Source organism: Pseudomonas mandelii (assembly GCF_900106065.1).
Taxonomy (GTDB): Bacteria; Pseudomonadota; Gammaproteobacteria; order Pseudomonadales; family Pseudomonadaceae; genus Aquipseudomonas; species Aquipseudomonas mandelii.
The window spans coordinates 4,679,371-4,703,211 of the sequence record NZ_LT629796.1; the positions used below are offsets into that span (position 1 = coordinate 4,679,371).

Consider the following 23,841-nt stretch of genomic DNA (forward strand, 5'->3'; position numbering starts at 1 on the left):
GAAAACTTATGGGGGGCGGGGTTGTGTCTGATTATTTTGAGTGTTTAAAAGTCACGGAGTGCTTTCCCGTTGTGCGTCTGGCATTTGCGTTGAAGGCCGCAGTCTTTTCATGGTGAATGTGCCTTTTGGATTCAGACGATAACCATGGCTTTTGAACAGGGCTTCGAATGTGCCTTCGACGATGTCTGTCACGGGATTGTAGTTGATAATGTTCAGCGTGGCAGAGTCTGCATCCACCGTTCGAAAGCCATTGAAGCCGGGAGGCGCTGGAATCCAGTGGCCATGGAGAAAGCTCAGCCCGTTATCTAGCGTATAGACACCTGGCAGTGCATCGTCACCGTTGTAGGGTAGCGTCATACTGAAGACAAACGTGTTTTCCTCCGCAGCCGTACCCATTCCTCCACCAATAGACCAATAAAACTCACCGAAAAATTCACCTTGGTAAAAATCACTGAATTCTGCAGTTTTCTTGATGGTTCCGTATTTCCACTGAAAGATGTTTTCGTTTGCGATCGTTGCGCATTTTTTAGGGATAAAGGTCGCGTGGGTTGTCATGATGAAATCCTTTTACTGGTAAGAGTTCGGTAGCCATTGTCCGATGGACAAAGCGACCGTCTCCTTGATAAGCCTCCTGGGTTTTTTCGACTACTGTCAGAACTGACAGGTGCCTCCTTGAAAACATTTCACGATTTGCAAAAATAAAAAAACCCGGAGGTTTTCACCGTCCGGGTTTTTGTCTTTCCAGTGACTGTCAGCGGTTAAACCGCTCCACCAACGAATACTGGGTATTCGCCGTCTTGGTCAGCTCTTCACTCAACAGCGCCGAGTGCTGTGCCTGTTCCGACGTCTGGTCAGCCAGCTGCGAGATGTTGCTGATGTTGCGGCTGATCTCTTCAGCCACCGCACTTTGCTCTTCGGTCGCCGCCGCAATCTGGGTGGTCATGTCGGTGATGTTGGCCACCGCTTCGCTGATCCCTACCAGCGCCTGATCCGCTTCCAGTACCCGCGCCACGCCTTCTTCAGCCTGACGATGCCCGGCTTCCATGGTTTGCACTGCGGTGCTGGCGGTTTGTTGCAGCTTGGCGATCAGGGCGTGGATCTGTCCGGTGGATTCGCTGGTACGTTGCGCCAGTTGACGCACTTCGTCAGCCACCACGGCAAAACCCCGGCCCATCTCGCCGGCACGGGCCGCTTCGATGGCGGCGTTCAGGGCCAGCAGGTTGGTCTGGTCGGCGATGCCCTTGATGACATCGACCACGCCACCGATTTCGTCGCTGTCCTTGGCCAGCTGGGTTACGGTCATCCCGGTTTCACCGACCACCACCGACAAGCGCTGGATGGCTTCGCGGGTTTCCCCGGCGATGTCGCGACCGCGACCGGTCAGGCGATTGGCTTCCTGAGTCGCATCGGCGGTGCGCTGCACGTGGCTGGCGACTTCCTGCGTGGTGGCGGCCATCTGATTGACGGCGGTGGCCACTTGCTCGGTTTCGACGCGTTGACGTTCCAGGCCCGTGGAGCTGTTGTGGGCCAGGGTGTCGGACTGCCTGGCTTGTTCGGTCAGGTGCTCGGCGGTGTCCTGCAGGCGGGTCAGGCAGGTTTTCAGACGTGCTTCCTGGCTGAGAATCGACATCTCCAGACGTGCCTGGGCGCCACGGCTGTCGGTGTACATCTGCGCGATCAACGGGTCGGAGGTGGTTTGCCCCGCCAGCACCAGCAAGCGCTTGAGGCCGCGCTGTTGCCAGCTCAAGCCCAGCAAGCCCAGCGGCACCGACAGGCCGGCGGCCAGGGCGAAACCCCAGTGGGAGTTGAGCGACGCACCGATCATGAAGCTCAGTTGACTGACCAGAATGAACGGCACCCAGTCCTGAAGGACCGGCAGCCATTTGTCTGTCGAAGGAATGGCCGACTTGCCCTGGTTGATGCGTTGGTAGAGCGCCTCGGCACGGCGGATCTGCTCGGCGGTGGGTTTGATCCGCACCGATTCGTAGCCGATCACCTGATTGCCTTCGAACACCGGTGTGACATAGGCGTTAACCCAGTAGTGGTCACCGGTCTTGCAGCGATTCTTGACAATGCCCATCCATGGCAAGCCTTGTTTCAGTGTGCCCCACATGTGCGCGAACACCGCCGCCGGAACGTCGGGGTGACGGACCAGGTTATGCGGCGCACGGATCAGTTCTTCACGAGAAAATCCGCTGATTTCGACGAAGGCGTCGTTGCAGTAGGTGATCACGCCCTTGGCATCGGTGGTGGAAATCAACCGTTGCTGAGCCGGAAAGGTCCGTTCGCGTTGTGTGGTGGGCTGGTTGTTACGCATGGCTTTTTCAATCCGCAAGGCTTTGAGAGGTTGTCGGCGGCGTCAGGAATTTATTGAAAATATTTTTCAATAATCAGTGGCGCGTCGCAAAACGGCCATTGCATCAGCCGGCGAGCATCGGGTACGTGAACAGTGCGAAATGCAGCAGGTTCAAGCCGAAATGGGTGGCGATGGCCGCCCCCAATCCGCCGAAACGGTAGGCCAGACCATAGCCGACACCTGCCAGACCCGCCAGCAGCACCCATTGCCAACCCGCGCCCGCATGCGCCACGCCGAACAACAGCGAGGCGAGCAGCAATGCCAGGTTTTCACCGTAGGGCAGGTGTTTGAAGTGCCGGCTCAGCCCACCCTGGACGTAACCGCGAAACAGCGCTTCCTCGACCAGCGTCACCAGCAGCAGATTGTTCAGCACCCACAGCCCGGCTTGGTCCGGCCACTTCGGCGCCCAACTGATCATCCCCAGCAAGAGTGCGCCACCCAAGGCCAGGATGGCGCTCAGGGGCAGGGCGAGTGCGGTGGCATAAACCGAAAGGCGCAAAGAGCGCCGGCCGACAATCCACGGACACACCAGTAACAGCCAAAAGCCGATCAGGGGCTTGTCCTGATTCAGGTACATGGTAAACGGCGCGGCATCGTCGGTGATGCGATGCGGGTCGATGCCACGACCGTTGTAGAAACCGGGCAGCCAATGCATCGCCAGGGCCACGGCGAGGATGATGAACACGCCGTGACCGAGGAAGCGAGCGATGGGGATTTTTTGCTGACGGACCGCGAAACCAGCGACGAGCAGCAATGCGACGGAGATGCCGGCCAGCCAGCCGAGGTGGCCGTAGGTCAGGGCGAGGGTGTAGCCGAGGGAGAGAAGGGCCAGGTATGTCCATGGCAGGGCGAGCATAAATTAGTCCTTTGAGGCTGAAGAGCTTTTGTGGCGAGGGAGCTTGCTCCCGCTGGGGTGCGAAGCAGCCCCAAACCCGGTGACCCGATACTTCAATCAGATCGCATCGGCTGTTTTACGACTGCTTCGCAGTCGAGCGGGAGCAAGCGCCCTCGCCACAAAGTGTGCACTGTTTGCGGGGCGCGATTATAAACAGGCCCAAACAAAAACACCGCCCGAAGGCGGTGTCTGTGTCGGCAGGCGGTTACGACGCAATCAACTGCCGCAACACGTAATGCAAAATCCCCCCTGACTTGAAGTATTCCACTTCATTGAGCGTATCGATCCGGCACAGCACCTCGACTTTCTCGCGGCTGCCGTTCTCGCGGGTGATGATGAGTGTCAGGTTCATCCGCGGCGTCAACTCGACGCCGGTCAACCCAAGGATATCCAGCGTCTCCTTGCCGGTCAGGTTCAGGCTCTTGCGGTTCTGATCCAGCTTGAACTGCAACGGCAGCACGCCCATGCCCACCAGGTTGGAACGGTGAATCCGCTCGAAGCTTTCGGCGATGACCGCTTTCACGCCCAGCAGATTAGTGCCCTTGGCCGCCCAGTCGCGGCTCGAACCGGTGCCGTATTCTTGCCCTGCGATCACCACCAGCGGCGTGCCCGACGCTTGATAGCGCATGGCCGCGTCGTAGATCGGCATCCTTTCCCCTGTGGGGATGTAGATCGTGTTGCCGCCTTCTTCACCGCTGAGCATTTCGTTGCGAATGCGGATGTTGGCGAAAGTGCCGCGCATCATCACTTCGTGATTGCCGCGACGGGAACCATAGGAGTTGAAGTCCCGCGGCTCCACGCCTTTATCGCGCAGGTATTGACCGGCCGGACTGTCCGCCTTGATGTTGCCGGCGGGGGAGATGTGGTCGGTGGTCACCGAGTCGCCCAGCAGCGCAAGGACCCTGGCGCCGGAAACGTCCTTGACCACCGGCGGTGGACCGCCGATGTCATCGAAGAACGGTGGATGCTGGATGTAAGTCGAATCGTCCTGCCAGACATACGTCGCCGCCTGCGGCACTTCAATCGCTTGCCATTGCTCGTCGCCGGCAAACACCTCGGCGTATTCCTTGTGGAACATGGCGGTGTTGACCTGACTCACGGCGTCGGCAATCTCTTGGGTGCTCGGCCAGATGTCCCGCAGGTACACCGGATTGCCATCCTTGTCGTTACCCAGCGGTTCGCTGCTGATGTCGGTCCGCACCGTGCCGGCCAACGCATAGGCGACGACCAGCGGCGGGGAGGCCAGCCAGTTGGTTTTCACCAGCGGATGCACGCGGCCTTCGAAGTTGCGGTTGCCCGACAGCACCGAGGCGACGGTCAGGTCGGCGGCCTGGATGGCTTTTTCAATCGGCTCCGGCAAGGGGCCGGAGTTGCCGATGCAAGTGGTGCAGCCATAGCCGACCAAGTCAAAACCCAGCTCATCCAGATACGGGGTCAGGCCGGCAGCCTTGTAGTAGTCGGTGACCACTTTCGAGCCAGGGGCCAACGAACTCTTGACCCACGGTTTGCGCTTGAGGCCTTTTTCCACGGCTTTTTTCGCCACCAGACCAGCGGCCATCATCACGCTCGGGTTGGAGGTGTTGGTGCAAGAGGTGATCGCGGCGATCACCACCGCGCCGTTTTTCAACCGATAGGTCTGGCCGTCGTATTCGTAGTCGGCTTCGCCCGCCAGATCGGCATTGCCCACCGCGACGCCACCGCCGCCTTCACTTTCGAGGCGACCGACTTCCTTGCTGGTGGGTTTGAATTGCAGGTCGATGAAGTCACTGAACGCTTGCGCGACATTTGGCAGCGAAACCCTGTCCTGTGGGCGTTTCGGCCCGGCCAGGCTGGCTTCGACGCTGGCCATGTCCAGTGCCAGGGTGTCGGTGAACACCGGTTCCTGGCCCGGCAGTCGCCACAGGCCCTGAGCTTTGCTGTAGGCCTCGACCAGTTTCACGGTGGCCAGTGGGCGACCCGAGAGCCGCAGATACTCCAGCGTGATGTCGTCGACCGGGAAGAAGCCGCAGGTGGCGCCGTATTCCGGGGCCATGTTGGCGATGGTCGCGCGGTCGGCCAGCGGCAGGTCGGCAAGGCCGTCGCCATAGAATTCGACGAACTTGCCGACGACGCCTTTCTTGCGCAGCATCTGCGTGACGGTCAGCACCAGGTCGGTGGCGGTGATGCCTTCCTTGAGCTTGCCGGTGAGTTTGAAGCCGATCACTTCCGGAATCAGCATCGATACCGGCTGGCCGAGCATCGCCGCTTCCGCTTCGATCCCGCCGACGCCCCAGCCGAGTACGCCGAGACCGTTGATCATGGTGGTGTGGGAGTCGGTGCCGACCAGGGTGTCGGGGAAGGCGTAGGTGCGGCCATCCTCGTCTTTGGTCCAGACCGTGCGACCGAGGTATTCCAGGTTGACCTGGTGGCAAATGCCCGTGCCCGGTGGCACCACGCTGAAGTTGTCGAAGGCGCTCTGGCCCCAGCGCAGGAACGCGTAACGTTCACCGTTGCGCTGCATTTCGATGTCGACGTTCTGTTCGAAGGCGCTGGAACTGCCGAATTTGTCGACCATCACCGAGTGGTCGATCACCAGATCCACAGGGGAGAGCGGATTGATCCGCTGCGGGTCGCCACCGGCCTTGGCCATGGCGGCGCGCATGGCGGCCAGGTCGACCACGGCAGGCACGCCGGTAAAGTCCTGCATCAATACTCGTGCGGGGCGGTATTGAATTTCTCGGTCGGAGCGACGCTCCTTGAGCCAGGCGGCAATCGCCCGGAGGTCGGCGCCGGTGACGGTTTTTTCATCTTCCCAGCGCAGCAGGTTTTCCAGCAGCACTTTCAACGACATCGGCAGCTTGTCCAGGTCGCCCAGACTTTTGGCGGCATCGGGCAAGCTGAAATAGTGATAGGTCTTGTCGTCGACTTGCAGGGTTTTAAGGGTGTTCAGGCTATCGAGGGACGGCATTGCGATCACTCCTTTGAGTCCGCACGGCTACGGACTGAGGGGACGGACAGAGCTTTCAACCTAGCCCTGTTTGAATGTTAAAGCTAATAACTGGACTCTATGGCCAAGTCCAAGGTTCCGAACTCGGCTATCATGCGCCGGTTTTCGTGACAGGCTTTGCTTCAACGCAAGCCTGGGCATCGCGCAGTGGCTGAATTCTTCGCCAACTGCCCAGGAGTAAGAATGAACACCCTCTTTATGCATTGCCGGCCGGGCTTCGAAGGCGAAGTCTGTTCCGAGATTTCCGAACACGCCGCGCGGCTGAACGTGGCCGGTTATGCCAAAGCCAAGACCGCCAGCGCCTGCGCTGAATTCATCTGCACCGAAGAAGACGGCGCCGAGCGCCTGATGCGTGGCCAGCGTTTCGCCGAGCTGATCTTCCCCCGCCAATGGGCGCGCGGAATTTTCATCGACCTGCCGGAAACCGACCGCATCAGCGTGATCCTCGCGCACATGGCGGACTTCCCACTGTGCGGCAGCCTGTGGCTGGAAATGGTCGATACCAACGATGGCAAGGAGCTGTCGAACTTCTGCAAGAAATTCGAAGGGCACCTGCGCAAGGCGCTGATGGCGGCCGGCAAGTTGGTCGAGGATGCGCACAAGCCGCGCCTGCTGCTGACCTTCAAAAGCGGCCGCGAAGTGTTTATGGGGCTGGCCGAGTCCAACAACTCGGCGATGTGGCCGATGGGCATTCCGCGCCTGAAGTTTCCTCGTGAGGCGCCGAGCCGTTCGACGTTGAAGCTGGAAGAGGCGTGGCACCACTTTATCCCCCGCGATCAGTGGGATGAGCGCCTGCACAGCGACATGACCGGCGTCGACCTCGGTGCCGCCCCCGGCGGCTGGACCTGGCAACTGGTCAACCGCGGCATGCTGGTGACGGCGATTGACAACGGTCCGATGGCCGAAAGCTTGATGGACACTGGTTTAGTGCAGCACCTGATGGCCGACGGTTTCACCTTCAAGCCCAAGCAACCGGTGGACTGGATGGTCTGCGACATCGTCGAGAAACCGGCGCGCAACGCCGCGATGCTGGAAGAATGGATTGGCGAGGGACATTGCCGCGAAGCGGTGGTCAACCTGAAGTTGCCGATGAAACAGCGTTACGCCGAAGTGAAACGCTTGCTGGAACGCATTGCCGAGGGCTTCAAGGAGCGCGGCATTCGGGTCGAGATCGGCTGCAAGCAGCTGTATCACGACCGTGAAGAAGTGACGTGCCACTTGCGCCGGATCGACGTGAAGAAACCGAAATCCCGCTGATACACACCGCACCCCCTTGTAGGAGCGAGGCTTGCCCGCGAAGCTTTTGGCGTCCTCAAGGGCCTCTTCGCGGGCAAGCCTCGCTCCTATAGGGGGGGCGGTGTACGACACAGATGACCGAACCCCGGCAATGCGCGACAATGCCGGCCAGCTTCAGGAGTGAATCATGAGTGAAATGATTGATACGCCGGTAGACGGCACCCTCGACGCCACCGGCCTCAACTGCCCGGAACCGGTGATGATGCTGCACCAGCACATCCGTGACCTGGTGCCCGGTGGCCTGCTCAAGGTAATCGCGACCGATCCCTCGACCCGTCGCGATATTCCCAAGTTCTGCGTATTCCTCGACCACGAACTGGTCGCGCAGCACGAAGAGGCAGGCACCTACCTCTACTGGATCCGCAAGAAACTCGCTTAACCCGCCGAATGACTGATGCGGATTCGCTTGCGTGCACTGCGCGTCAGGCGGATCGACAGCATCAGCGCCGCGCAACTCAAGCCCACGATCAAACCCTGCCACAGCCCGCTCGGGCCGCTCGGCGTGCCGAACCAGTCGGTCAGGCCCAAGGCGTAGCCCACCGGCAAACCGATGCCCCAATAGGCGAACAGGGTCAGGATCATCGTCACCCGAGTGTCCTGGTAACCGCGCAGTGCGCCGGCCGCCGTGACCTGGATCGCGTCGGAGAACTGGAACAGCGCCGAATACACAATCAGCATCGCTGCCACGCGTATGACCGTCGGGTCGGCGGTATAAATCGTTGCGATGTGCTCGCGCAGCAACAGCATCATGCTCGCTGAAACACAGGCATACGCCAGCGCGGTGCCCATGCCGACCCCGGCAGCGAAGCGTGCTTCGCGCGGCTCCTGGCGGCCGAGCGCCTGGCCGACCCGCACCGTGACGGCCATGCCGAGGGAGTAAGGGATCATGAACACCAGCGAGCTGAAGTTCAGGGCGATCTGATGTCCGGCCACCACGGTGGCGCCGAGGCTGCCGATCAGCAGGGCGATTACGGCGAAGATGCTCGACTCGGCGAACACTGCGATGCCGATCGGCAGGCCGATACCGAGCAGGCGTTTGATCACCGACCATTGCGGCCAGTCGAAACGGCTGAACAACTGACTCGACTGGTACGCCGGTGCCCAACGCTCCCAACCGGCCATGCCCAGCGCCATCACCCACATCACGATCGCAGTGGCCCAGCCGCACCCGACCCCGCCCATGGCCGGCACGCCGAAGTGGCCATAGATGAAGATGTAGTTCAGCGGAATGTTCAACGCCAATCCGCAGAGGCCCAGCACCATCGCTGGACGTGTGCGTCCCAGGCCGTCACTGAAACAACGCAACACATGATAGAAGGCGACGGCGGGCAGACCGCTGGCGATGCCGTGCAGATACTGCATGCACGGGCCGATCAGCTCGGGATCGACATTCATCATGTGCAGGATCGGTTCGGCGCTGAACAGCATGCCGGTCGCCATCAAACCCACCACCAAGGCCAGCCACAGTGCCTGACGTACAATCGGGCCGATTTCGCTGTGGGTGCCGGCACCGAAGCGCTGGGCGACTTTCGGAGTAGTGGCCAGTAAGGTGCCGGTCATCAACAGAAACACTGGAACCCAGATTGAGTTGCCGAGCGCCACGGCCGCCAAGTCGCGCGGGCCGACCCGTCCCGCCATCACCGCATCGACGAAGCCCATGGCGGTGGTCGCCAGTTGCGCGATCATGATCGGCAGCGCCAGGCCAAGCAGGTTTTTCAGCTCCAGGCGAACCCTGGCCGGGCGGGTGAGGGAAGTAGCGGCGGGGCGGTCAGTCACGGAATTCAAGGGCGAAACGTCCAGAGATGTTGATGCGCAAGGCGGCGCATTCTACGCCCTGACGCAGTGGTCAGGAAAAATCCTGTGTTAGCTATTTGTAATCACCGATCCGGGTTAATGCTGAACACTGTGTGGCGAGGGAGCTTGCTCCCGCTGGACTGCGCAGCAGTCCCATAGCCTCGCAAGTGATAAGCCTGTCAAAACCGGATCGCTAGGGTTGGGGTCGCTGCGCGACCCAGCGGGAGCAAGCTCCCTCGCCACAGGGTATGGAGTGACCTTAATGCCCGCTGGCCCACTACAGTCATCTCCGCCTACACTGCCAACCCGCCAAAGGAGCCTGCCATGTTGATTGTTGCCGACGAAAATATCCCGCTGCTCGATGCCTTCTTCGAAAGTTTCGGCGAAATTCGCCGGGTGCCGGGACGTTCCATCGACCGCGCCACCGTCGAGCAGGCCGATGTGCTGCTGGTGCGCTCGGTGACCAACGTCAATCGCGCGTTGCTCGAAGGCAGCAAGGTGCGCTTTGTCGGCACTTGCACCATCGGCACGGATCACCTGGATCTGGATTATTTTCAGCAGGCCGGCATCACCTGGTCGAGCGCGCCCGGCTGCAATGCCCGGGGCGTGGTCGATTATGTGCTCGGCAGTTTGCTGACCCTGGCCGAAATCGAAGGCGTCGACCTGACTCAGCGCACTTACGGCATCGTGGGTGCCGGCGAAGTGGGCGGTCGCCTGGTCAAGGTCTTGAAGGGGCTGGGCTGGAACGTGCGGGTGTGTGATCCGCCACGGCAAGCGGCCGAAGGTGGCGATTACGTCAGCCTCGAGCAGATCATCGAGCAGTGCGATGTCATCAGTCTGCACACCCCTTTGAAGAAACACGGCTCACAGTCGACCTGGCATCTGTTCGATAAACATCGCCTGAACCAACTCAAGCCTGGTACCTGGCTGATCAACGCCAGCCGTGGCCCGGTGGTGGACAACGCCGCCCTGCGCCAGGTGTTGTTGCAGCGCGAAGACCTGCAAGCGGTGCTCGACGTGTGGGAAGGCGAACCTGAAGTCGATGTGGCGCTGGCCGAACTCTGCGTGCTGGCGACGCCGCACATTGCCGGTTATAGCCTGGATGGCAAACAACGGGGGACGGCGCAGATCTATCAGGCGTATTGCGAATTCATCGGGCAACCGGCCCAGGTCAGCTTGAGCGATCTGCTGCCGGCGCCGTGGTTGTCGCACGTGACCCTTCACGCGAAGAGCGATCCGGCCTGGGCGCTGGCGATGCTGTGCCGCGGCGTGTACGACCCGCGTCGTGACGATGCGGATTTCCGTCGCAGCCTTGTAGGCAATGTGAGCGAGCAGCGTGCGGCGTTTGATGCGTTGCGCAAGAACTATCCTGCGCGCAGGGAGATTGACGGGTTGCAGGTGCGGATTGAGGGGGATTCGCCTGAGTTGCTGAAGATAGTGGCGGCACTGGGCGCAACGGCGGTCTAGAGACCGGGTTGACCCTTTCGCGGGCAAGCCTCGCTACTACAGGATTTGGGTGTTCGCTAAGTAGGTTGACGACGCAAAATCTGTAGGAGCGAGGCTTGCCCGCGAATGGCTGCCCCGCATTTCCCGGATAAGCACCCACAAAAAACCCGGCCATCAGGGCCGGGTCAAGAAGACGGTGGCTATATCACTCTTGTTCGGCAGGCTTGACCAATCGCTTTTCCAGTTCGCTGCAGGCTTGCTGGATCATGTCTTCAGTGATCGGTACTTCGCGCCCATCCTTATCAATAATTGAGCAACCCAGAGACTGGTCTGGTTGTGTGCGGATCACTTGAATCTTGTCTTCGCTGCTGTTTTGCAAGGACATGGCCTGTCTCCTCATCAGGTTGTGTGCCTACTTTAAAACCGCCAGGTGACCAGGCTGTGACAACTCCCTGCGATCTCTCCAAGGCGGCAACATCAGTCCACCAGAAATACCGCAGTGTTGCCACCCGGACATTAGACCAATAGCGTCTAGCGGCTAGTCTTTGTGGTCATAATTAACCTGACTCATTGTGATTTACAGAGTTCCACCCCATTTAAGCGGTATAGCTGGTCCCATCATTTGCGTACTGGATAACCCGATGCTCTCTGCCCGTCACCGCCGCGCGATTCGCCTGACCAGCCGCTTTCTTGCACCTTATCGCTGGCCGGCCCTTGGCGCATTGCTCGCGCTGATCATCACCGCCGGCATCACCTTGTCGATGGGGCAGGGCATTCGCTTGCTGGTGGATCAAGGGTTCATGACCCAATCGGCGCATTTGCTCAACCAGACCATCGGCTTGTTCATGGTGCTGGTGGTCGGGCTGGCGATCGGCACCTTTGCGCGCTTCTATCTGGTGTCGTGGATCGGCGAACGTGTGGTTGCGGACATCCGCAAGCAAGTATTCAACCACCTGGTTTATCTGCATCCGGGTTTCTATGAAGACAATCGCAGCTCCGAGATCCAGTCACGGCTGACCGCCGACACCACGTTGCTGCAATCAGTGATCGGCTCTTCGTTGTCGCTGTTCTTGCGCAATTTGCTGATGGTCATCGGCGGGATCGTCTTGCTGTTTATCACCAACCCCAAACTCACCAGCATCGTGGTCGTGGCGTTGCCGCTGGTGATCGCGCCGATCCTTGTTTTCGGCCGTCGGGTACGCAGCCTGTCGCGCCTGAGTCAGGACCGGATTGCCGACATCGGCAGCTACGTCTCCGAAACCCTCGGCCAGATCAAAACCGTGCAGGCCTACAACCATCAGGTCCAGGACGAGCAACGCTTCGCCGTGACCGTGGAGGAGGCGTTCGACACGGCGCGCAAACGCATTTTCCAGCGCGCCTGGCTGATTACACTGGTGATCGTGCTCGTGCTGGGCGCGGTGGGCGTGATGCTGTGGGTCGGCGGTATGGACGTGATCGCCGGACGGATCTCGGCGGGCGAACTGGCAGCCTTCGTCTTCTACAGCCTGATCGTCGGCAGCGCCTTTGGCACCTTGAGTGAGGTGATCGGCGAATTGCAGCGAGCGGCGGGTGCGGCCGAGCGGATTGCCGAATTGCTGCGCTCCGAGAACATCATCCAGCCGCCCACCACAGGGCTGGTGACCTTGCCTGATCGGGTGAAGGGCAATCTGGCGCTGCAAGACGTGCGCTTTTCCTACCCTTCACGTCCAGAAAGTTACGCCGTCGATGGCTTGAATCTGACCATCAATGCAGGCGAAACCCTCGCCCTGGTCGGCCCGTCCGGTGCCGGGAAATCCACCGTGTATGACCTGCTGCTGCGTTTTTACGATCCTGCCTCGGGGCAGATCCTGCTGGATGGCGTGCCACTGACCCAACTCGATCCGCTCGACCTGCGTCGCTGCTTCGCCCTGGTCTCGCAAAACCCGGCCCTGTTCTTCGGCAGCATCGAAGAGAACATCCGCTACGGCAACCCGTCGGCGACCCTGGCCCAGGTTCAGGAAGCGGCGAAAATCGCCTACGCCCACGACTTTATCGAGCAGATGCCTAACGGCTATCAGACCCACCTTGGCGACGGTGGCCTCGGGTTGTCCGGCGGCCAGCGCCAACGCCTGGCCATCGCACGGGCGCTGCTGGTGGACGCGCCGATCCTGTTGCTGGACGAAGCCACCAGCGCCCTCGACGCCCAAAGCGAACACCTGATCCAGCAAGCCCTGCCGAGCCTGATGAAAAACCGCACCACCCTGGTCATCGCTCACCGCTTGGCCACGGTAAAAAATGCCGACCGGATCGCGGTGATGGATCATGGGAAACTGGTGGCAATAGGGACGCATCAGGAATTGATTGCGAGCAATGCGCTGTATGCGCGGTTGGCGGCGTTGCAATTCAGTGACGGGCACGACGCGGCATGAATGAGAGCTGCTGAACACTGCGAGGTTCGGGCATTATGTCGGCCTCAGTTGCGAGCCTGGATGAGGATATGAGCCGTTATCAACCACCGTTGACCCTGACCACCAGAATGCTGGCGTTGATCGCCGGGATCAGCGAACAAATCGGTCAGCTGACGGCTGTGGACGAACGCCTGCAGACGCCTCAACTGCGTCGTAGTAATCGAATTCGCACGATTCAGGCTTCCTTGGCGATCGAGAACAACACGCTCAGCATCGAGCAGGTGACCGCAGTCCTGGCTGGGCGACGAGTACTTGGCCTGCCGCGAGAAATCCAGGAAGTGCGTAACGCTTTTGCGGCGTATGAAGCCATGCCTGAGTGGCGGTCGAGCAACCGGGCCGACCTGCTGCGGGCGCATGAGTTGCTGATGGGCGGATTGATTGACGACTGTGGGCGGTTTCGCCAAGCCGGTGTCGGTATTTATCGTGGTGAAAAATTAGTCCACATGGCACCGCCGCCGAGTCGTGTTGGGCATTTGATGGACGATTTGCTGGCGTGGCTCAGTCAATCGGATTGGCACCCATTGATCGTCAGCTGCGTCTTCCACTACGAGTTCGAGTTTATTCATCCTTTCGCCGACGGAAATGGGCGGATGGGGCGACTCTGGCAAACCTTGATACTCAGTCAGTGGCGGCCGGTGTTGGCTTATCTGCCAGTCGAAGCGGTGATTCGAGAGCAGCAAGACGCTTATTACGCGGCGTTGTCGGCTGCGGACCAGTTGGCTGAGTCGACGCCTTTTGTCGAGTTCATGCTGCAAGCGTTGAGTATTGCGCTTGAGGAGGCAGGCAATACCGAATCAATAATCGACCCAGTAACCGACCCAGTAACCGACCCAGTAGGGAGATTGCTTTCAGCACTCCAGGTTAATGGTCCGCTTAAAATCAGCGACTTGATGGCTGAGGTCGGTTTGGCTCACAAGGCGACCTTTCGGGCTAACTACCTCAGGCCCGCATTGGCTGCCGATTTGATTGAAATGACCAGCCCCGAGACACCAAGCAGTCCGGCTCAAAAATATCGTCTGACCCGGCATGGCAAACAGACTGCCGCACGATTCAAGTCTGCATAGACCTTCTGGATACGCCAAAAAAAATGCCCGCATCAATCGATGCGGGCATTTTTATTCGGACTTCAACATCAGGATCACTGATCGTCAAAGTACCGCTCATGCCAATCCACCAGCGGCTGTGGCGAGTTGAGTTTCTGGCCGTAGATCACCGAGTACGACAATACGTTTTGCACATACTGGCGGGTTTCGTCGAACGGGATGCTTTCCACCCACACGTCGAAGCTCAGGTGATCCGCACCGCGCAGCCACTGGCGTACACGTCCGGGGCCGGCGTTGTAGGCGGCGGAGGCGAGGACGCGGTTGCCGTTGAACTGGCTGTGGACCTGGCTCAGGTACGCGGCGCCGAGCTGGATGTTCTTGTCCGGGTCGAGCACTTGCTGCGGCGAGGCCAGCGGAATGCTGAACTTGCGTGCGGTTTCCTTGGCGGTGCCGGGCATCAGCTGCATCAGGCCGCTGGCGCCGACGCCGGAACGGGCGTCGGCCATGAAGGCGCTTTCCTGGCGGGTAATGGCGAACACCCAGCTCGAGTGCAAGCCACGGACCTTGGCTTCACGCACCAGGGATTCGCGGTGGGCCATCGGGAAGCGGATGTCCAGATCGTCCCAATATTGCGCCTGACTGATGGTGCGAATCGCCGGGAAATACCATTTCAGGTCGTAGGCCAGTTTTGCCTGGGCGACCATTTCGTCACGGTTGAAGTGACGGCTGACGTGGTACCACTCGCGACGACCGTCGACGATCTGCCCGCGGGCGTGGAACTCGAGGGCGCGACGAATGCCTGGCGTGTTGCGTACCTTGTTGATCAGCGCCTGGCTCAGTACCAGCGGTTTGTTGTTTAGCGAGTAGGGCGATTGTGAACGGTCAGCGGCAAGGAAGCCGTAGAAGTCGCGCTCACGGGCCAGGTTCTTGTACAGGTTTTGTACTTCCGGGTTCTGCGGCTGCGCCAGTTCCAGGCTGCGGGCCTGCCAGTAGCGCCAGCGGTTGGTGGTCGCCAGGTCCTGCGGCAAGCGCCGAGTCAGCTGATAGGCATCGTCCCAGCGGGCCAGACGCAACAGCAGGCGCATGCGCCATTCGGACACGGTGTTGTCGCGCAGTTCCGGGTCGTACCTGGTCATCATTTCCAGTGCGCGAGGGTCGAAACGTTTGGCGAGGGTCAACCCGATTTCACGGGCGATCGCCACTTTTTCGTCGCGGGAGAAGTGCATGCTGCTGGCATAGCCGTCGAGCAGGTTCATGGCTTTGTCAGGGTCCTGGCGGGCCAGGCGGCGCAGACCGAGACTGACCACGTCGGACATCGGTTCGTCGGCCGGGGTGAAGCGCGACGGCTGATTCAGCAGTTCAGGTTTTTGCGCCACATCCACCAGCAAACGACCGCGAGGGGCGAGGGTGGTCAGGCCATTGACCAGGCTGTTGGCCAGCGGATAGTTGCGCGCCTGGGCGGCAAGCTTCGTGCGCTCCCAGCGTTTCTGTTCGGTCAGTTGACCTTCGGCGGCCCATTGCCCGAACAGCGCGTCGCAGGCGGCGGGTTGGGATTTACCGGTCAGCCAGAGTTTATTGGCGTTGGCGTAGCCTTCGGCTTTCTGGTTGTGACCAATCTGGTACTGCGCGTTCAGGCAGTCCAGTTCGGTGAAATTGAGCTTGGGGTCGTAGTATTTGACGAAGGTCGCCCAGTCGCCGCGTTCGGCCAGCCAGCGCAACCAGCGCAATTTCATCCAGTTGGCCTGGGGCAGGTCACCGTGTTCGGCGAGGAATTTTTCGATTTCGGCATTGCTGGCCGTTTTCAGCCGAGCGGTCAGTTCGTCGTAGGCCAGGTATGGCTCCAGTGGATAATCACGAAGGGCCTGGCTGTAGCGAAAATATGGGCCGGTATCGCCCTTGGCCAAGGCTCGCTTGGCCTCATCGTAATATTGGCGCTGGGTGGACAGGTCCACCGCCTGGGCGGTTTGAGCGGCAGCGGCAGAAAGAAGCAAGCAAGATAAAAAACTGAAGAGGCGGCTGCGCATGAGACGTCCGGGCATAGAAATCACGACAAGTGCAGACTTAACCTGCACCGAATTATCTGTAGCTTAGCCTTTTGCCAGCAACGGGCGAAAGCTTTGCGGGCCTCTCGGCACAAGTTCGCAACAATTGTCATGCAGAGTGCTTCGACATTGAAATTGCCGGCCTTCTGAAGCCTCAAGTCAGGTAGAATGCGCGCCCGGTTTTTGGAGAAGCTCATGACCCTGCTCAAATTCAGCGATGTGTCCCTTGCTTTCGGCGCTATGCCGTTGTTGGACAAGGTGTCCTGGCAGATCGCCCGTGGTGAGCGGGTGTGCATCATCGGCCGCAACGGCACTGGCAAGTCCAGCATGATGAAGCTCGTCAAGGGCGACCAGAAGCCCGACGAAGGCTCCGTTTGGCGCGCGCCCGGCCTCAAGATTGGCGAATTGCCGCAAGAACTGCCGGTAGCCGACGAGCGGACCGTGTTCGACGTAGTGGCTGAAGGCCTGGACGGTGTCGGCGAGCTGCTCGCGCAGTATCACCACCTGAGCCAGAACATCGTCACCGACGCCGACCTGGACAAGCTGATGCACGTCCAGCACGACCTCGAAGCCCGCGATGGCTGGCGTTTGCAGCAACTGGTCGACAGCACCTTGAGCCGTCTGCAGTTGCCGGCCGACAAGACTCTCGCCGAATTGTCCGGCGGCTGGCGTCGTCGCGTCCTGCTGGCCCAGGCCCTGGTTTCCGAACCTGACCTGCTGCTGCTCGACGAACCGACCAACCACCTGGACATCGGTGCAATCGCCTGGCTCGAAGAGGCGCTGAAGGATTTCCAGGGCGCCGTGCTGTTCATCACGCACGACCGTTCATTCCTGCAAAACCTCGCGACCCGCATTCTGGAACTGGATCGCGGCGGCCTGATCGACTGGAACGGCGACTACGCCAGTTTCCTGGTGCACAAAGAAGCCTCCCTGGCCGCTGAAGAAACCGCTAACGCGCTGTTCGACAAGAAGCTGGCCCAGGAAGAAGTCTGGATCCGCCAGGGCATCAAGGCCCGTCGTACCCGTAACGAAGGCCGTGTCCGCGCATTGAAAGCCCTGCGTGTCGAGCGTAGTGAGCGTCGTGAGCGCACCGGCAAGGCCAACATTCAGTTGGACACCGCTGACAAGTCCGGCAAACAGGTGATGGTCCTCGAGAACGTGAGCTTTGCTCACCCGGGCGGTCCGTTCCTGATCAAGGATTTCTCGATGGTCCTGACGCGGGGCGACCGTATCGGTCTGCTCGGCGCCAACGGTACCGGCAAAACCACGCTGCTGAAGCTGATGCTCAGCGGTCTACAACCAACCAGCGGCACAGTGGAAGAGGGGACGCGCATCGACGTGGCCTACTTCGACCAGTTGCGCCATCAGCTGGACCTGGAAAAGACCGTGATCGACAACGTGGCCGAAGGTCGCGACTTCATCGATATCGATGGGCAGAGCCGTCACGTGCTGAGTTACCTCGGCGACTTCCTGTTCAGCCCTCAGCGTGCCCGCACGCCAGTCAAGGCGCTGTCGGGTGGTGAACGTGCGCGTCTGTTGCTGGCGAAACTGTTCAGCAAACCGGCGAACCTGCTGGTTCTCGACGAACCGACCAACGACCTCGACGTCGAAACCCTCGAGCTGCTGGAAGAGGTCTTGCTGACCTTCAACGGCACCGTGCTGATGGTCAGCCACGACCGGGCATTCCTCGACAACGTGGTCACCAGCACCCTGGTCTTCGAAGGTGAAGGCAAGGTGCGCGAGTACGTCGGTGGTTATCAGGACTGGCTACGTCAGGGCGGCTCGCCGCGCCTGCTGGGCGTGACCGAGAGCAAATCCGGCAAGGCCGACCTGACCTCTGCGGTCGTGACGGCGGAAGCGGCACCGATTGCTGCGGCAGTCGAAGCGCCGGTGGCGAAGAAGAAGCTCAGCTACAAATTGCAGCGTGAGCTGGAAATGTTGCCGGCCCAGATCGAAGCCATGGAACAGCAGATCGCTGCCGTCGAGGCCCAGATGGCCGATGCCGGTTTCTATCAGCGTCCTGCGGTCGAGACCGCTGCCGTGATCGCTCAGCTTGAGCAGTTGCAGGCTGAACTCGACGTGATGGTCGAGCGTTGGGCTGAGCTGGATGCCTGATTGATGCTGTAACAAAAAAGCCCGGCGTTCAGTGATGAGCGCCGGGCTTTTCGTATGGAATGCGATCTACACGTTGCTATAGATCCCCTGTAGGAGCGAGCAGGGTCGCTCCCACAGGGTACGGGTTGTCAGCTTTTGATCAGGCGCACCGCGAGCACATCACACGGAGCGCCGTGCAGCACGTCGTTGGCCGTCGAGCCCAGCAGCAATGCCAGGCCGTGTCGGCCATGGCTGCCCACCACGATCAGGTCGCAGGTCTGTTCCTTGGCCAGGTGGTGAATCTCCTGGCGTGGCTGGCCGTAGGTCAGGTGGCAGTATTCTTTGGAGAGTTCCGGATACTTCACGATCAGTCGGTCCAGGCGTTCCTTGGCCTGATCGAACTGCTGCTGTTGCAGTTGTGACAGGTCCATGGGGACGTCACCGCCAAAGGCCATGGCCATCGGTTCGACGATATGGACCAGGGACAGTTTCGCGCCATTGCTCACTGAAAGCTCGCGAGCACGGTGGATTACAGGGTCGCACTCTTCGGTTAGATCTACAGCGACCAGAATATGGTGGTAGGGCATGAGGTGCTCCTCCTGAGGATTGCAATATTGGTAAGTATGGCTGGTTTCAAGCGCAATGGTTCCAAAGTGACTCAAAGCGCTCATCAAGAATCGGGAGTACAGATATGACGGTCTGGATAGTGGTGTCAATCCTGCTGGTGGTGCTGAGTCCGCTGGCATGGTTGCGACCGTCCCGTGGACAGAGCGGGCGCATGGCTCTGCGCATGGAAGCGCGGCGTATCGGCCTCGCCATGCAGCTTGCGCCCCAGGAGTGGCCGCACTGGCTGAGCCAGGAGCCGCCGAGCCCTTGCGCCCAGTACCATCGGCCACGTCGTGGCAATCAACCGGCTTGCTGGAGTTACTGGCAAAAGTCGCCGGGTATATGGGTGAACCAGTGGCAGGAGATTTGCGAAGATCGAGCGCTGCTCAATCATTTCGAAAAATTGCCAGCCAACGTCTACAAGGTTGAAGCGGACAAACAGATGATCACTCTGTATTGGGGTGAGAAGGGCGAAGCGACGGTTTTGCAAGACATCGATGCGGTGCTGAAAGCACTGGCGTGACTCACGGACATTTCGCGCTGCAATGGCGCGAAACCTCCGACAGACAGGCAATAAAAAGCCCGACATCATCATCGGGCTGGGGTTGGCCAGGCAGGCCGGTAATTCTTTGTGCCGCCGATCTTACGCTTGGCGTTCGCCAAAAGTGTTCAATTTTTTTTCTCAAGGTCCCGCCAGCGTAGTCTGTTAAACAAAGGCTGCAGAGAATTAGGGCGACTTTTCTAACTATTGATTCTATGAATGGCTTCACATGCAGGGGCGTGTTGAAGATCTTCGTAGTACGGAAGTGACCGCAAAGTCGCGTTTGAACCCGCATTTTGGGCGATTGACAATTGCCGGAAATTCCGTGAAGGTGGCGTACCCAAATCAAACGGGCGTATGAATTGAGCGTTTGTATTTAACATCGCTCCTACAGAATCCCGACTATCGCGTTGGCGGGTGTGCCGGGTAGATGGGCGTAGCATTGACGTTAAGCGTCCCTGCCAAGCCATTTGCCTGCGTCCGACGTGTACTGTTCAGCTTCCATATCGTGGAGATCAGTTGATGATTTACGAAGGTAAAGCCATCACGGTTAAGGCTCTTGAAAGTGGCATCGTCGAATTGAAATTCGACCTCAAGGGTGAGTCCGTCAACAAGTTCAACCGTCTAACCCTGAACGAACTGCGTCAGGCCGTAGACACCATCAAGGCAGATGCTTCGATCAAGGGTGTGATCGTCAGCAGTGGCAAGGACGTCTTCATCGTCGGCGCCGACATCACCGAATTTGTCGAGAACTTCAAGCTGCCTGATGCAGAGCTTGTTGCTGGCAACCTGGAAGCCAACAAGATTTTCAGCGATTTCGAAGACCTCAACGTCCCGACTGTCGCCGCGATCAACGGCATCGCTCTGGGTGGCGGTCTGGAAATGTGCCTGGCGGCGGACTACCGCGTCATGTCCACCAAGGCCAAGATCGGTCTGCCGGAAGTCAAGCTGGGCATCTACCCGGGCTTCGGCGGTACCGTGCGTCTGCCGCGCCTGATCGGTGCCGACAACGCTATCGAGTGGATTGCCGCCGGCAAGGAAAACCGTCCTGAAGACGCGCTGAAAGTAGGCGCCGTCGATGCCGTGGTTGCTCCTGAGAAATTGCAGGAAGCGGCCCTGGAGCTGATCAAGCGCGCCATCTCTGGCGAGTTTGACTACAAGGCCAAGCGTCAGCCGAAGCTGGAAAAGCTGAAGTTGAACGCCATCGAACAAATGATGGCCTTCGAAACCGCCAAGGGTTTCGTGGCCGGTCAAGCCGGTCCGAACTACCCGGCACCGGTCGAAGCGATCAAGACCATCCAGAAAGCCGCGAACTTCGGTCGTGACAAGGCGCTGGAAATCGAAGCCGCCGGTTTCGTCAAACTGGCCAAGACCTCTGCCGCGCAGAGCTTGATCGGTCTGTTCCTGAATGATCAGGAGCTGAAGAAAAAGGCCAAGGCCTACGATGAAATCGCCAAGGATGTGAAGCAGGCCGCCGTATTGGGCGCCGGCATCATGGGTGGCGGTATCGCTTATCAGTCGGCCTCCAAAGGTACGCCGATCCTGATGAAGGACATCAACGAGCACGGTATCGAGCAAGGCCTGGCTGAAGCCGCCAAGCTGCTGGTCGGCCGCGTTGATAAAGGTCGCATGACCCCGGCGAAAATGGCTGAAGTGCTCAACGGCATCCGTCCGACCCTGTCCTACGGTGATTTCGGTCACGTTGACCTGGTCGTCGAGGCAGTCGTCGAAAACCCGAAGGTCAAGCAAGCCGTTCTGGCCGAAGTCGAAGACAAGGTCAAAGAGGACACCATCCTCGCGTCCAACACCTCGACCATTTCCATCACCTTGCTGGCCAAAGCCCTCAAGCGTCCGGAAAACTTCGTCGGCATGCACTTCTTCAACCCGGTGCACATGATGCCGCTGGTTGAAGTGATTCGTGGCGAGAAGTCCAGCGAGCTGGCCGTGGCCACCACCGTTGCCTACGCCAAGAAAATGGGCAAGAACCCGATCGTCGTCAATGACTGCCCGGGCTTCCTGGTCAACCGCGTCCTGTTCCCGTATTTCGGTGGTTTCGCCAAGCTGGTCAGCGCCGGTGTGGACTTCGTCCGTATCGACAAGATCATGGAAAAATTCGGCTGGCCAATGGGCCCGGCGTACCTGATGGACGTGGTCGGCATCGACACCGGCCACCACGGTCGTGACGTGATGGCTGAAGGTTTCCCGGACCGCATGAAAGACGACCGTCGCTCGGCTGTCGATGTGCTCTACGAAGCCAAGCGCCTGGGCCAGAAGAATGGCAAGGGTTTCTACGCTTACGAGACCGACAAGAAAGGCAAGCAAAAGAAAGTGGCCGATCCGTCGGTGCTGGAAGTGCTCAAGCCGATCGTTTACGAGCAGCGCGAAGTCACTGACGAAGACATCATCAACTGGATGATGATCCCGCTGTGCCTGGAAACCGTGCGTTGCCTGGAAGACGGCATTGTCGAAACCGCCGCCGAAGCCGACATGGGCCTGGTCTACGGTATTGGTTTCCCTCCATTCCGTGGCGGTGCGCTGCGCTACATCGATTCGATCGGTGTTGCCGAGTTCGTTGCCCTGGCTGACCAGTACGCTGATTTGGGCGCGCTGTACCACCCGACCGCAAAACTGCGTGAAATGGCCAAAACCGGCCAACGGTTCTTCGGTTAAGCGTCCCAACACTTGAGCGAGAGTGAAATTTTATGAGCTTGAATCCAAGAGACGTCGTGATTGTCGACTTCGGTCGTACTCCGATGGGCCGCTCCAAGGGCGGCATGCACCGCAACACCCGCGCCGAAGACATGTCGGCGCACCTGATCAGCAAATTGCTGGAACGCAACGTCAAGGTTGATCCGAACGAAGTCGAAGACGTGATCTGGGGCTGCGTAAACCAGACCCTGGAGCAGGGCTGGAACATCGCTCGCATGGCGTCCCTGATGACGCAGATCCCGCACACTGCTGCCGGCCAGACCGTCAGCCGTCTGTGTGGTTCGTCGATGAGCGCGCTGCACACTGCCGCACAAGCGATCATGACCGGCAACGGTGACGTGTTCGTCGTCGGCGGCGTCGAGCACATGGGCCACGTGAGCATGATGCACGGTGTCGATCCGAACCCGCACATGTCGCTGTACGCGGCAAAAGCCTCGGGCATGATGGGCCTGACCGCTGAAATGCTGGGTAAAATGCACGGCATCACTCGCGAACAACAGGACGCTTTCGGCGTGCGCTCCCACCAGCTCGCTCACAAGGCGACCCTGGAAGGCAAGTTCAAAGACGAAATCATCCCGATGCAAGGCTACGACGAGAACGGTTTCCTGAAACTGTTCGACTACGACGAAACCATTCGTCCGGAAACTACCCTGGAAAGCCTGGCGGCTCTGAAGCCAGCGTTTAACCCCAAGGGCGGCACCGTGACAGCCGGTACTTCGTCGCAGATCACCGATGGTGCTTCGTGCATGATCGTGATGTCGGCACAACGTGCACAGGACCTGGGCATCCAGCCGCTGGCGGTTATCCGCTCGATGGCGGTGGCAGGTGTGGATCCGGCAATCATGGGCTATGGTCCAGTACCGGCCACTCAGAAAGCACTGAAACGTGCGGGCCTTGGCATTAACGATATCGACTTCTTCGAGCTCAACGAAGCTTTCGCTGCACAGGCCCTGCCAGTGCTGAAAGATCTGAAAGTGCTCGACAAGATGAACGAGAAGGTTAACCTGCACGGCGGCGCGATCGCCCTGGGTCATCCGTTCGGTTGCTCCGGTGCCCGTATTTCCGGCACCCTGCTGAACGTGATGAAGCAGAATGGCGGCACCTTCGGGGTTGCCACCATGTGCATTGGTCTCGGCCAAGGCATCTCCACCGTCTTCGAACGCGTTTAAGCGTTTCGTTGACGGAAGCCGGGGCCAAGTGCCCCGGTTTTTGTTTTTCTGAATTTATTTTTTGTTTTTATTTTTAAAAGATTTGAGTGAGGGCCAAACCATGCCGATACAACCTGGGCTCTACCAGCATTACAAAGGTCCGCAGTACCGCGTATTCAGCATCGCGCGGCATTCGGAAACCGAGGAAGAAGTGGTCTTCTACCAAGCCCTGTATGGCGATTACGGCTTTTGGGTGCGTCCCTTGAGCATGTTCCTGGAGTCGGTCGAGGTTGACGGCGAACAGGTGCCACGCTTTGCTTTGGTGGAAGCCGAACCGAGCCTTTTTTCGAAGGCATAAGCTGAGTGCGCGCAGGACCCTGCGCTTGACCTCACCTTGTAGCCACTATATATAGCGGTGCCGCGTCAGGCGCCAACCGC

The 23,841-nt window shown here is 59.5% G+C and carries 18 protein-coding genes; 10 read left to right on the forward strand and 8 right to left on the reverse strand.

The annotated features are described in order from the left end of the window. Positions 1 to 51: 51 nt before the first annotated feature. The 4 genes from BLU63_RS21630 to acnA form a co-directional block, all read right to left on the reverse strand. Complete coding sequence (locus BLU63_RS21630; RefSeq protein ID WP_083376176.1) at positions 52 to 555, reverse strand: hypothetical protein; 504 nt, start codon at positions 553 to 555, stop codon at positions 52 to 54. Positions 556 to 751: 196 nt separating this feature from the next. Continuing rightward, positions 752 to 2,317 (reverse strand): methyl-accepting chemotaxis protein, encoded by a 1,566-nt coding sequence (locus BLU63_RS21635; RefSeq protein ID WP_010456398.1) that lies wholly within the window; start codon positions 2,315 to 2,317, stop codon positions 752 to 754. A 103-nt stretch (positions 2,318 to 2,420) separates the two neighbouring features. After that, entirely contained in the window at positions 2,421 to 3,212 is a 792-nt protein-coding gene (locus tag BLU63_RS21640; protein ID WP_010456396.1) for a CPBP family intramembrane glutamic endopeptidase, read from the reverse strand. Positions 3,213 to 3,456: 244 nt separating this feature from the next. Further along, positions 3,457 to 6,198, reverse strand: coding sequence for an aconitate hydratase AcnA (acnA, locus tag BLU63_RS21645; RefSeq protein WP_077748217.1), 2,742 nt, complete (start codon positions 6,196 to 6,198; stop codon positions 3,457 to 3,459). A gap of 222 nt (positions 6,199 to 6,420) precedes the next feature. On the opposite strand from acnA, the gene rlmM reads away from it, so the two are divergent. After that, positions 6,421 to 7,494: a 23S rRNA (cytidine(2498)-2'-O)-methyltransferase RlmM gene (rlmM, locus tag BLU63_RS21650; RefSeq protein WP_010456393.1), complete on the forward strand. Its 1,074-nt coding sequence runs from the start codon at positions 6,421 to 6,423 to the stop codon at positions 7,492 to 7,494. A gap of 166 nt (positions 7,495 to 7,660) precedes the next feature. Beyond that, a complete protein-coding gene (gene tusA, locus BLU63_RS21655) occupies positions 7,661 to 7,912 on the forward strand; it encodes a sulfurtransferase TusA (protein WP_007907805.1) in 252 nt (83 codons plus the stop codon). On the opposite strand, the gene BLU63_RS21660 is transcribed toward tusA, so the two are convergent. Further along, the gene (locus BLU63_RS21660; protein WP_083376177.1) at positions 7,909 to 9,318 is read right to left on the reverse strand and encodes an MATE family efflux transporter; all 1,410 of its coding nucleotides are present in this window, start codon (positions 9,316 to 9,318) and stop codon (positions 7,909 to 7,911) included. The two genes, tusA and BLU63_RS21660, sit on opposite strands and share 4 nt — an antisense overlap. A 333-nt stretch (positions 9,319 to 9,651) precedes the next feature. Between BLU63_RS21660 and pdxB the strand changes: the two genes are divergently transcribed. Further along, on the forward strand, positions 9,652 to 10,794 hold the full coding sequence (pdxB, locus tag BLU63_RS21665; protein ID WP_083376178.1) for a 4-phosphoerythronate dehydrogenase PdxB: 1,143 nt from the start codon (positions 9,652 to 9,654) through the stop codon (positions 10,792 to 10,794). Positions 10,795 to 10,978: 184 nt separating this feature from the next. Here the strand turns inward: pdxB and BLU63_RS21670 are convergent, their stop codons facing one another. After that, positions 10,979 to 11,158, reverse strand: a complete 180-nt coding sequence (locus BLU63_RS21670; RefSeq protein WP_010456379.1) for a PA1571 family protein — start codon at positions 11,156 to 11,158, stop codon at positions 10,979 to 10,981. Positions 11,159 to 11,414: 256 nt separating this feature from the next. Between BLU63_RS21670 and BLU63_RS21675 the strand changes: the two genes are divergently transcribed. Then, positions 11,415 to 13,181: an ABC transporter transmembrane domain-containing protein gene (locus BLU63_RS21675; protein WP_083376179.1), complete on the forward strand. Its 1,767-nt coding sequence runs from the start codon at positions 11,415 to 11,417 to the stop codon at positions 13,179 to 13,181. Positions 13,182 to 13,249: 68 nt separating this feature from the next. Continuing rightward, positions 13,250 to 14,284, forward strand: coding sequence for a Fic family protein (locus tag BLU63_RS21680; RefSeq protein WP_083376180.1), 1,035 nt, complete (start codon positions 13,250 to 13,252; stop codon positions 14,282 to 14,284). Between the two features lie 74 nt (positions 14,285 to 14,358). On the opposite strand, the gene BLU63_RS21685 is transcribed toward BLU63_RS21680, so the two are convergent. After that, complete coding sequence (locus tag BLU63_RS21685; RefSeq protein ID WP_083376181.1) at positions 14,359 to 16,287, reverse strand: transglycosylase SLT domain-containing protein; 1,929 nt, start codon at positions 16,285 to 16,287, stop codon at positions 14,359 to 14,361. Between the two features lie 213 nt (positions 16,288 to 16,500). Between BLU63_RS21685 and BLU63_RS21695 the strand changes: the two genes are divergently transcribed. Beyond that, entirely contained in the window at positions 16,501 to 18,420 is a 1,920-nt protein-coding gene (locus BLU63_RS21695) for an ATP-binding cassette domain-containing protein (protein ID WP_077748223.1), read from the forward strand. Between the two features lie 128 nt (positions 18,421 to 18,548). Here BLU63_RS21695 and BLU63_RS21700 read toward each other — a convergent pair whose 3' ends face one another. Continuing rightward, positions 18,549 to 18,986, reverse strand: a complete 438-nt coding sequence (locus BLU63_RS21700; RefSeq protein ID WP_083376182.1) for a universal stress protein — start codon at positions 18,984 to 18,986, stop codon at positions 18,549 to 18,551. Between the two features lie 104 nt (positions 18,987 to 19,090). Between BLU63_RS21700 and BLU63_RS21705 the strand changes: the two genes are divergently transcribed. From BLU63_RS21705 to BLU63_RS21720, 4 genes are all read left to right on the forward strand, one after another. After that, on the forward strand, positions 19,091 to 19,528 hold the full coding sequence (locus tag BLU63_RS21705; protein ID WP_083376183.1) for a hypothetical protein: 438 nt from the start codon (positions 19,091 to 19,093) through the stop codon (positions 19,526 to 19,528). Positions 19,529 to 20,068: 540 nt separating this feature from the next. Then, complete coding sequence (fadB, locus tag BLU63_RS21710; RefSeq protein WP_083376184.1) at positions 20,069 to 22,216, forward strand: fatty acid oxidation complex subunit alpha FadB; 2,148 nt, start codon at positions 20,069 to 20,071, stop codon at positions 22,214 to 22,216. A gap of 32 nt (positions 22,217 to 22,248) precedes the next feature. After that, entirely contained in the window at positions 22,249 to 23,424 is a 1,176-nt protein-coding gene (fadA, locus tag BLU63_RS21715) for an acetyl-CoA C-acyltransferase FadA (protein ID WP_010456360.1), read from the forward strand. A gap of 100 nt (positions 23,425 to 23,524) precedes the next feature. Further along, entirely contained in the window at positions 23,525 to 23,761 is a 237-nt protein-coding gene (locus BLU63_RS21720; protein ID WP_010456358.1) for a DUF1653 domain-containing protein, read from the forward strand. Positions 23,762 to 23,841: the final 80 nt, after the last annotated feature.

Bases quoted from the DNA above. Each gene is read 5' to 3' on its own strand.
- fadA (WP_010456360.1), top strand. From the start codon at position 22,249: ATGAGCTTGAATCCAAGAGACGTCGTGATTGTCGACTTCGGTCGTACT.
- rlmM (WP_010456393.1), top strand. From the start codon at position 6,421: ATGAACACCCTCTTTATGCATTGCCGGCCGGGCTTCGAAGGCGAAGTC.
- BLU63_RS21700 (WP_083376182.1), bottom strand. From the start codon at position 18,986: ATGCCCTACCACCATATTCTGGTCGCTGTAGATCTAACCGAAGAGTGC.
- acnA (WP_077748217.1), bottom strand. From the start codon at position 6,198: ATGCCGTCCCTCGATAGCCTGAACACCCTTAAAACCCTGCAAGTCGAC.
- BLU63_RS21630 (WP_083376176.1), bottom strand. From the start codon at position 555: ATGACAACCCACGCGACCTTTATCCCTAAAAAATGCGCAACGATCGCA.
- pdxB (WP_083376178.1), top strand. From the start codon at position 9,652: ATGTTGATTGTTGCCGACGAAAATATCCCGCTGCTCGATGCCTTCTTC.
- BLU63_RS21680 (WP_083376180.1), top strand. From the start codon at position 13,250: ATGAGCCGTTATCAACCACCGTTGACCCTGACCACCAGAATGCTGGCG.
- fadB (WP_083376184.1), top strand. From the start codon at position 20,069: ATGATTTACGAAGGTAAAGCCATCACGGTTAAGGCTCTTGAAAGTGGC.
- tusA (WP_007907805.1), top strand. From the start codon at position 7,661: ATGAGTGAAATGATTGATACGCCGGTAGACGGCACCCTCGACGCCACC.
- BLU63_RS21635 (WP_010456398.1), bottom strand. From the start codon at position 2,317: ATGCGTAACAACCAGCCCACCACACAACGCGAACGGACCTTTCCGGCT.
- BLU63_RS21720 (WP_010456358.1), top strand. From the start codon at position 23,525: ATGCCGATACAACCTGGGCTCTACCAGCATTACAAAGGTCCGCAGTAC.
- BLU63_RS21705 (WP_083376183.1), top strand. From the start codon at position 19,091: ATGACGGTCTGGATAGTGGTGTCAATCCTGCTGGTGGTGCTGAGTCCG.
- BLU63_RS21670 (WP_010456379.1), bottom strand. From the start codon at position 11,158: ATGTCCTTGCAAAACAGCAGCGAAGACAAGATTCAAGTGATCCGCACA.
- BLU63_RS21640 (WP_010456396.1), bottom strand. From the start codon at position 3,212: ATGCTCGCCCTGCCATGGACATACCTGGCCCTTCTCTCCCTCGGCTAC.
- BLU63_RS21695 (WP_077748223.1), top strand. From the start codon at position 16,501: ATGACCCTGCTCAAATTCAGCGATGTGTCCCTTGCTTTCGGCGCTATG.
- BLU63_RS21685 (WP_083376181.1), bottom strand. From the start codon at position 16,287: ATGCGCAGCCGCCTCTTCAGTTTTTTATCTTGCTTGCTTCTTTCTGCC.
- BLU63_RS21675 (WP_083376179.1), top strand. From the start codon at position 11,415: ATGCTCTCTGCCCGTCACCGCCGCGCGATTCGCCTGACCAGCCGCTTT.